This window comes from Cellulomonas biazotea (genome assembly GCF_004306155.1).
GTDB classification, from domain to species: Bacteria; Actinomycetota; Actinomycetes; order Actinomycetales; family Cellulomonadaceae; genus Cellulomonas; species Cellulomonas biazotea.
The window spans coordinates 19,545-27,204 of sequence record NZ_BIMR01000230.1; the positions used below are offsets into that span (position 1 = coordinate 19,545).

Below are 7,660 nucleotides of genomic sequence, written 5' to 3' on the forward strand. Positions count from 1 at the left end.
GCAAGCCGGCGCGCCCCGGGCCACCACAGGCCACGGCGGACCGGCAAAACTCTCAGGTCGTGCGCCCTGCGCGTGCGGATGACAGAGCGGGGAGCCCACACGTCCGTGCCGGCGCGCGCGCCGGACGAGTCCCCGGAGCAGCCCTGTGACCGACCTCAGCTCGTTGCACGACGCCGTCGCCCGCACCGGCGCGCCCGCCGTCCCGCCCGTCGCGCTGTCCGCCGACGACACCGCCGTCGCGCTCACCGCCGTCGAGCACACGCCCGCCGCGGAGGTCTTCGCGGACCGCCACATCGGGCCGCGCGGCGAGGAGACGCTGCGCATGCTCGCGACCGTCGGCTACGACTCGATGGACGCGCTCGTCGACGCGGCCGTCCCGGCGTCGATCCGGACGGGCCGCGAGCTCGACCTGCCGGAGGCTCGCAGCGAGGAGGACGTCCTCGCGGCGCTGCGCGGCATCGCGGACCGCAACCAGGTGCTCACGTCGATGATCGGCCAGGGCTACTACGACACGGTGACGCCCGCGGTGATCCGCCGGAACGTGCTGGAGTCGCCCGCCTGGTACACGGCGTACACGCCCTACCAGCCGGAGATCTCGCAGGGCCGTCTGGAGGCGCTGCTGAACTTCCAGACGATGGTCACGGACCTCACGGGCCTGGACATCGCGAACGCGTCGCTGCTGGACGAGGCGACCGCGGTCGCGGAGGCCGTCGCGCTCATGTGGCGCGGGCAGAAGAACAAGCCCGGCACGGTCGTGCTCGACGCGGAGCTGTTCGGGCAGTCGCTCGCGGTCACGGTGGGCCGTGCGGAGGCGATCGGCCTGCCCGTCGTCGTGGCGGACCTGACCGACGGGCTGCCCGAGGTCGAGGGGACGCTGCTCGGGGTCGTCGTGCAGCAGGTCGGTGCGTCCGGCCTGGTGCGGGACCTGGGGCCGGTCGTCGCGCAGGCGAAGGAGCGCGGCGCGCTGGTGACGGTCGCGTCCGACCTGCTCGCGCTCACGGTCGTCCGCACGCCGGGGGAGCTCGGCGCGGACATCGCGGTCGGCTCGGCGCAGCGGTTCGGTGTCCCGCTGTTCGGCGGCGGCCCGCACGCGGCGTTCATGGCGGTCCGCAACGGGCTCGAGCGGTCGCTGCCGGGCCGACTCGTCGGGGTGTCGGTCGACGCCGACGGCGCGCGCGCCTACCGACTGGCCCTGCAGACCCGTGAGCAGCACATCCGCCGCGAGAAGGCGACGAGCAACATCTGCACGGCGCAGGCGCTGCTCGCGATCGTCGCGTCGATGTACGCCGTCTACCACGGGCCCGACGGCCTGCGGGCGATCGCGCGTCGCGTCCACGGCCACGCCCGCTCGGTCGCGATGGTGCTCACCGAGGTGGGTGTGACCGTCGAGCACGCGACGTTCTTCGACACCGTGCGCGCGGTCGTCCCCGGCAAGGCGGCGGAGGTCGTTCGCGCCGCGGCGGGCCTCGGCGTGAACCTGTGGGCGCCCGACGCCGACCACGTGCAGGTCGCGTGCGACGAGCGGACCCGCACCGACCACGTGCTCGCCGTCGTGCTGGCCTTCGCGCAGGCCGGCACGACACGGCTCGAGGCGGACGAGGACGGCGACTTCGCGTTCGGCTTCGTCGGGGCGTCCGACGTCGACGGGCCGTCCGAGGCGCTCCCCGAGGCGCTGCGCCGGAGCACCCCCTTCCTGCAGCACCCCGTCTTCCACCTGCACCGGTCGGAGACCGCGATGCTGCGCTACCTGCGCCGGCTGTCCGACAAGGACCTCGCGCTCGACCGCACGATGATCCCGCTCGGCTCGTGCACGATGAAGCTCAACGCGACGGTCGAGATGGAGGCGATCTCCTGGCCGGAGTTCGCCGCGATCCACCCGTACGCGCCCGCCGACCAGACGCAGGGCTACGCCGAGCTCGTCACGGAGCTGCAGGACTGGCTCGCCGAGATCACGGGCTACGCGGCGGTGTCCGTGCAGCCGAACGGCGGCTCGCAGGGCGAGTTCGCGGGCCTGCTCGCGATCCACGCCTACCACCGCAGCCGCGGCGAGGAGCGCGACATCTGCCTGATCCCGGCGTCCGCGCACGGCACCAACGCGGCGTCGGCGGCGCTCGCGGGCCTGCGCGTCGTCGTCGTCGCGACGGCGCCGGACGGGTCGATCGACCTCGACGACCTGCGCGCCAAGCTCGACCAGCACGGCCCGCAGGTCGCGGCGATCATGATCACCTACCCCTCGACGCACGGCGTCTACGAGGAGGGCGTCCGCACGGTGTGCGACCTCGTGCACGACGCGGGCGGCCAGGTGTACATCGACGGCGCGAACCTCAACGCGCTGGTCGGCCTGGCCCGTCCGGGCGAGATCGGCGGCGACGTCAGCCACCTCAACCTGCACAAGACGTTCTGCATCCCGCACGGCGGCGGCGGCCCGGGCGTCGGCCCGGTCGCGGTCGCGGAGCACCTGGCGCCGTTCCTGCCGGGCGACCCGACGCCGACCGGCGACGCGACCACGTCGGCGGTGGCCCCGGTCTCCGCGGCCCCGTGGGGGTCGGCCGGCATCCTGCCGATCTCCTGGGCGTACGTCGCGCTCATGGGTCCCGACGGCCTGCGCGCCGCGACCGAGACCGCCGTGCTGGCCGCGAACTACCTGGCCACACGCCTCGCCCCGCACTTCCCGATCCTCTACACGGGCCCGAACGGGCTCGTCGCGCACGAGTGCATCCTCGACCTGCGCGACCTCACCAAGGAGACCGGGGTGACCGCGGAGGACGTCGCGAAGCGGCTCATGGACTACGGCTTCCACGCGCCGACGCTGTCGTTCCCCGTCGCGGGCACGCTCATGGTCGAGCCGACCGAGAGCGAGGACCTCGGCGAGCTCGACCGGTTCGTCGACGCGCTCGTCGCGGTCCGTGCGGAGATCGACGCCGTCGCGGCCGGCCGCTGGGCGGTCGAGGACTCGCCGCTGCGCCACGCCCCGCACACCGCAGCCAGCGTGGCGACCGACGTCTGGGACAAGCCGTACGGGCGCGAGCTCGCCGCGTTCCCCGTCGCGTCGCTGCGCGAGGGGAAGTACTGGCCGCCCGTCCGCCGCATCGACGGCGCGCGCGGCGACCGGAACCTCATCTGCTCGTGCCCGCCGGTCGAGGCGTTCGCCGAGTGACCGGGCCGAGCACCCCTGTCGGAACGACCGAGCGCACGACCCCGACGAACGGAGCGACCGTGAGCGACCCGACCGAGGACGTCCTGTCCCCCCTGCACGACGAGCACGTGGCTCTCGGGGCGACGCTCACGTCGTTCGCGGGCTGGCAGATGCCGCTGCGCTACACGTCCGACCTGGCCGAGCACACCGCGGTCCGCACGGCCGCCGGGCTGTTCGACCTGTCCCACATGGGCGAGCTCGAGGTCACCGGCCCGCAGGCGGGGGCGGCGCTCGACGCGGCGCTCGTCGGCAACCTGTCGGGCCTCGCCGAGGGGCGCGCGCGGTACACGATGGTCGTCGACGAGCACGGCGGCGTGCTCGACGACCTGGTCGTCTACCGGCTCGCCGAGCAGCGGTACGTCGTCGTCGCGAACGCGTCGAACGTGGCCGTCGTCCGCGAGGCGCTGACCGAGCGTCTCGCCGGGTTCGACGCGACCCTCGACGACGCGTCGCTGCGCACCGCCCTGGTCGCGGTGCAGGGCCCGCGCGCGGAGGAGATCGTCGCGTCGCTGACCGAGCCGGCAGACGTCGACGCCGTGCGCGCGCTGAAGTACTACGCGTCGACCCCGGCGACGGTCGCGGGCATCGCCGCGCTCGCCGCCCGCACGGGCTACACGGGCGAGGACGGCTTCGAGCTGTTCGTGCCCGCCGACGACGCCCCCGCGCTGTGGCGTGCGCTGCTGGCCGCGGGCGAGCCGCACGGCCTCGTGCCCGCCGGGCTGTCGGCCCGCGACAGCCTCCGTCTGGAGGCGGGCATGCCGCTCTACGGCAACGAGCTCGACCGCACGACCACCCCGTACGACGCGGGCCTCGGCCGCGTGGTCCGCCTCGACAAGGTCGACGACCAGGGGCGGCCGCTGCCGTTCGTCGGGCGCGACGCGCTCGCGGGCCGGTCCGACTCCGAGCCCGCCCGGGTGCTCGTCGGCCTGGAGGGGCTGGGGCGTCGTGCCGCGCGCCACGGGTATCCCGTGCTGGCGTCCGCCGCACCGGACGCCCCGCACGTCGGCACGGTGACGTCCGGCGCCCCGTCCCCGACGCTCGGGCACCCGGTGGCCATGGCGTACGTGACGCCGGAGGTCAGCGGACAGGGCACGGAGCTCGCCGTGGACGTGCGCGGTCGGGCCGAGCCCGTGCGCGTGGTGGCCCTGCCCTTCTACCGTCGTCCTCGGTGACGGTCGACGACCGCTGCCTGCCGGACCTGCTGGACCCCGTTCGCACCGCCTGACCCGTTCGACCCGCTCGCGCCGGACCGCCGTCCGCCCGCCGTGACCGACCAGGAGACGCCATGACCGCTCTGCCCACCCACCTGCACTACACGCTCGAGCACGAGTGGCTCGACGACTCCACGCCCGCGACCGTCGGCATCACGTCGACCGCCGCCGAGGCGCTGGGCGACATCGTCTACCTCGAGCTCCCCGCGGTCGGCGAGCAGGTCGTCGCGGGCGCCGTGGTGGGCGAGATCGAGTCGACCAAGTCCGTGTCGGAGCTGTTCTCGCCGGTGTCCGGCACCGTCGTCGAGGTCAACCAGGACGCGGTCGACGACCCCTCGCTCGTCAACGCGGACCCCTTCGGCCGCGGCTGGCTGCTCAAGGTCGACGTGTCCTCGACCGGACCGCTGCTGACCGCCGAGGAGTACGAGGCGCACGCCGCGGGTTGACCGGTGAACTGACAGGGCGTCAGCATCGTTTATCGGACCAAACGGTCGGACCGCTATCGGCCGAACGGGTGAACACTCGCACCAGCGAGCATCTCGGTGTATCTGCATCGGACACTGACGTTCATTGTGGGTGGCAGCGAGACCGGTACGGAGCCTGTGCGAACGAGTTGGTGAAAGTGGCGTCATGACGCCCTGGATGTCGCCTCTCATCCGGTACGCCGCCCCAGGCGGAGCCGGAGAAGTCGGCATCCAAGCAGCACAACCGGAGGACACGATGAGCATGCTGGAGACGAGCGAGACGGTCGGGACCGTCACCGAGGCGCTCACGCGCCGTGAGCGTGTGGTGCTCGGCGAGCTCGCCGAGGACGTGACGCTCGAGGAGATCGCGACCCGACTGTTCGTGACGCGCAACACCGTCAAGTCCCAGGTCCGCAGCGTCTACCGCAAGATCGGCGTCTCGACGCGCGCCGAGGCGGTGGCGTGGGCCGTCGCGCACGGCATCCGCTGAGCACCACCTGAGCAGCACCAGCCGACTTCACGGCGGCCCGGGCGACCGGGCCGCCGCACGGTCTGCCCGCCCCTGACGTGCGGGCCTGGCAGACTCACCGCATGACCCCTCCGGTGCTCGTCGTCGCGGCCGCCATCGTCGACGACCTGGACGAGCCGAGGGTCCTGCTCGCCGCCCGTCGTGCGGTGCCGGCGAGCCTCGCGGGTCGATGGGAGTTCCCCGGCGGCAAGGTCGACGCCGGGGAGACGCCTGAGGCGGCCCTGCACCGCGAGCTCCGCGAGGAGCTCGGCGTCCGGGTGGCGCTCGGCGACGAGCTGGTCGGTCCGGACGAGGGCGCGTGGCGCCTCACCGAGCAGTACGAGATGCGCCTGTGGCTCGCCGAGATCGTCGACGGCGTCGCCGAGGCGCTCGTCGAGCACGACGACGTCCGGTGGCTGCCCGAGGGGCAGTGGCTCGACGTGCCGTGGCTCGACGCGGACGTCCGCATCGTCCAGGCGCTGGTCAGCCGCGTCGGCGACGTCGTGCGCTGAGGCGGCTGACCGGTCGCGCGCCCAGGCGGCTGACCGACCGGGTCAGGTCACCAGCGGTGGAGGGTGTTCCCCGTGCACGTCATGCCCGTGCCGCGGCAGAACGAGCACTCGCCCTTCCAGCGGCGCCGCCCCTGTCCCTCGCAGTGCTCGCACTCGCTCACGTTGCTGCTGCACTCGTCGCACTTCGTCATGTCTGCCTCCTCGCCTGGGCTCGTCGTCTGAGGTGTCCCGTTGGATGGCATCGGCACTTGGCGCGTCCGCTTGAGCGACCCGCGACCGACCCCCCTGGCGGGGGTCGTCGAAGGGTGACGGTGGAGCGCTCCCATGCCCGGGTTCAGGCGGTCTGTCCACGGCCCCCCCGGGAAGATCGCCCGTTCGGCCCAGTCGTCGCGCGCAGCCCTTCCGGGGTCAGGTGAGGGCGGCCGTGGCCCGTCGGACGCCCTCGCAGATCGTCGCGGCCGACGCGGCGAGGTTGAGCCGCACGAAGCCGGCGCCCTGCTCCGCGCCGAACGTCGGGCCCGGGTTGACCGCCAGCCGGCCGCGCTCCAGCAGCAGCCGCGCCGGGTCGGCGCCGTCGCGCACCGCGGGCACGCCGCGCAGGTCGAGCCACGCGAAGTACGTCGCGTCCGGCGGCGTCCACACGGCCGCGGGCAGGTGCTCGGCCAGCAGGTCCGCGAGCAGGTGCTGGTTGCTGCGCAGGCCGGACAGCACGTCGTCCAGCCAGGACCCGCAGTCGCGCAGCGCCGTCGCATGCGCGATCGCGCCCAGGTGGCTGACGCCGTGCAGGACGATCTCCGGCATCCGGGCCAGGTCGGCGACCGCGTCCGGACCGGGCACCGCGACGGCCGCCTTCAGACCGGCCAGGTTGAACGCCTTCGACGCCGAGTGCAGGGCGATCGCCGACGGGACGACCGTCGTCGTCGGGACGAACGGCAGCGGGCGGCCCGCCACGCCGGTGCTGGTGCCGGTGCCGGTGTCCGTGTCCGTGTCTGTGCCCGTGACGAGCGGCGCGTGGATCTCGTCGGCGACGACGCGCACGCCCGACTGCTCCGCGAGCGCGCCGACCGCGGCGAGCTCCGCGCCGGTGTGCAGCGTGCCCGTCGGGTTGTGCGGGTGGCACAGCAGGTAGGCCGCACGACGCCCGCCCGCGGTCGCGTCGGCGAACGCCCGCTCCAGCGCCGCCAGGTCGAGGCGGCCGTCCGGGGTCAGCGGCGCGGTCACCGGTCGTCGGCCGGCGTGCTCCACGAACTGCACGAACGGCGGGTACACGGGCGGGTTGACGACGACCGCGTCCCCCGGGTCGGTGACGAGCTGCAGGACCTCGACGATCCCCAGCATGACGTCGGGCACGAGCCGGCAGCCTGCCACGGGCACCTCCCACCCGTACCGGTCGGTCGCGAACGCGGCGAGCGCCTCGGCGTAGGCCGGGCCGAACACGTAGCCGGTGTCGCCCGCACGCATCGCATCCGACACCGCACGCACCACCGGCTCCGGCTGCGGGACGTCCATCTCCGCGACGTACATCGGCAGCACGTCCGGCGGGTAGCGCCGCCACTTCTGGCTCGTGCGGCGGCGCAGGGCGTCGAGGGGGACGGTGTCGAAGATCGTCGGCGCGCCGCGGTGCTCCACCCGGCCGACCCTAGCCGTCGGCCGCTGCCCGGGCCGGGCGGGTGGACCCGCGCGGCCCTGCCGTCGGCCGCGGCCCGGGCCGGGCGGGTGGACCCGCGCGCGGGGGGTGCCCGCGCCGGGCGGAGGACGTCGGGCGGGCG

At 74.2% G+C, this 7,660-nt stretch carries 7 protein-coding genes; 5 read left to right on the plus strand and 2 right to left on the minus strand.

Annotated features, from left to right (window positions below; translation table 11 throughout):
- Positions 1-145 precede the first annotated feature (145 nt).
- The 5 genes from gcvP to CBZ_RS14540 all read left to right on the plus strand — a co-directional run bounded on the left by gcvP (position 146) and on the right by CBZ_RS14540 (position 5,891).
- The gene (gene gcvP, locus CBZ_RS14520; RefSeq protein WP_130782226.1) at positions 146-3,157 is read left to right on the plus strand and encodes an aminomethyl-transferring glycine dehydrogenase; all 3,012 of its coding nucleotides are present in this window, start codon (positions 146-148) and stop codon (positions 3,155-3,157) included.
- A gap of 59 nt (positions 3,158-3,216) precedes the next feature.
- Positions 3,217-4,368, plus strand: coding sequence for a glycine cleavage system aminomethyltransferase GcvT (gcvT, locus tag CBZ_RS14525; RefSeq protein WP_130782227.1), 1,152 nt, complete (start codon positions 3,217-3,219; stop codon positions 4,366-4,368).
- Between the two features lie 113 nt (positions 4,369-4,481).
- Positions 4,482-4,853: a glycine cleavage system protein GcvH gene (gcvH, locus tag CBZ_RS14530; protein WP_130782228.1), complete on the plus strand. Its 372-nt coding sequence runs from the start codon at positions 4,482-4,484 to the stop codon at positions 4,851-4,853.
- A 274-nt stretch (positions 4,854-5,127) separates the two neighbouring features.
- Positions 5,128-5,361 (plus strand): LuxR C-terminal-related transcriptional regulator, encoded by a 234-nt coding sequence (locus CBZ_RS14535; protein ID WP_130782229.1) that lies wholly within the window; start codon positions 5,128-5,130, stop codon positions 5,359-5,361.
- 101 nt (positions 5,362-5,462) lie between these two features.
- Positions 5,463-5,891, plus strand: a complete 429-nt coding sequence (locus CBZ_RS14540; protein WP_130782230.1) for a (deoxy)nucleoside triphosphate pyrophosphohydrolase — start codon at positions 5,463-5,465, stop codon at positions 5,889-5,891.
- Positions 5,892-5,938: 47 nt separating this feature from the next.
- On the opposite strand, the gene CBZ_RS20995 is transcribed toward CBZ_RS14540, so the two are convergent.
- Both CBZ_RS20995 and CBZ_RS14545 read right to left on the minus strand, forming a co-directional pair.
- A complete protein-coding gene (locus CBZ_RS20995; protein WP_165446788.1) occupies positions 5,939-6,082 on the minus strand; it encodes a hypothetical protein in 144 nt (47 codons plus the stop codon).
- A gap of 217 nt (positions 6,083-6,299) precedes the next feature.
- On the minus strand, positions 6,300-7,520 hold the full coding sequence (locus CBZ_RS14545; RefSeq protein ID WP_130782231.1) for a MalY/PatB family protein: 1,221 nt from the start codon (positions 7,518-7,520) through the stop codon (positions 6,300-6,302).
- Positions 7,521-7,660: the final 140 nt, after the last annotated feature.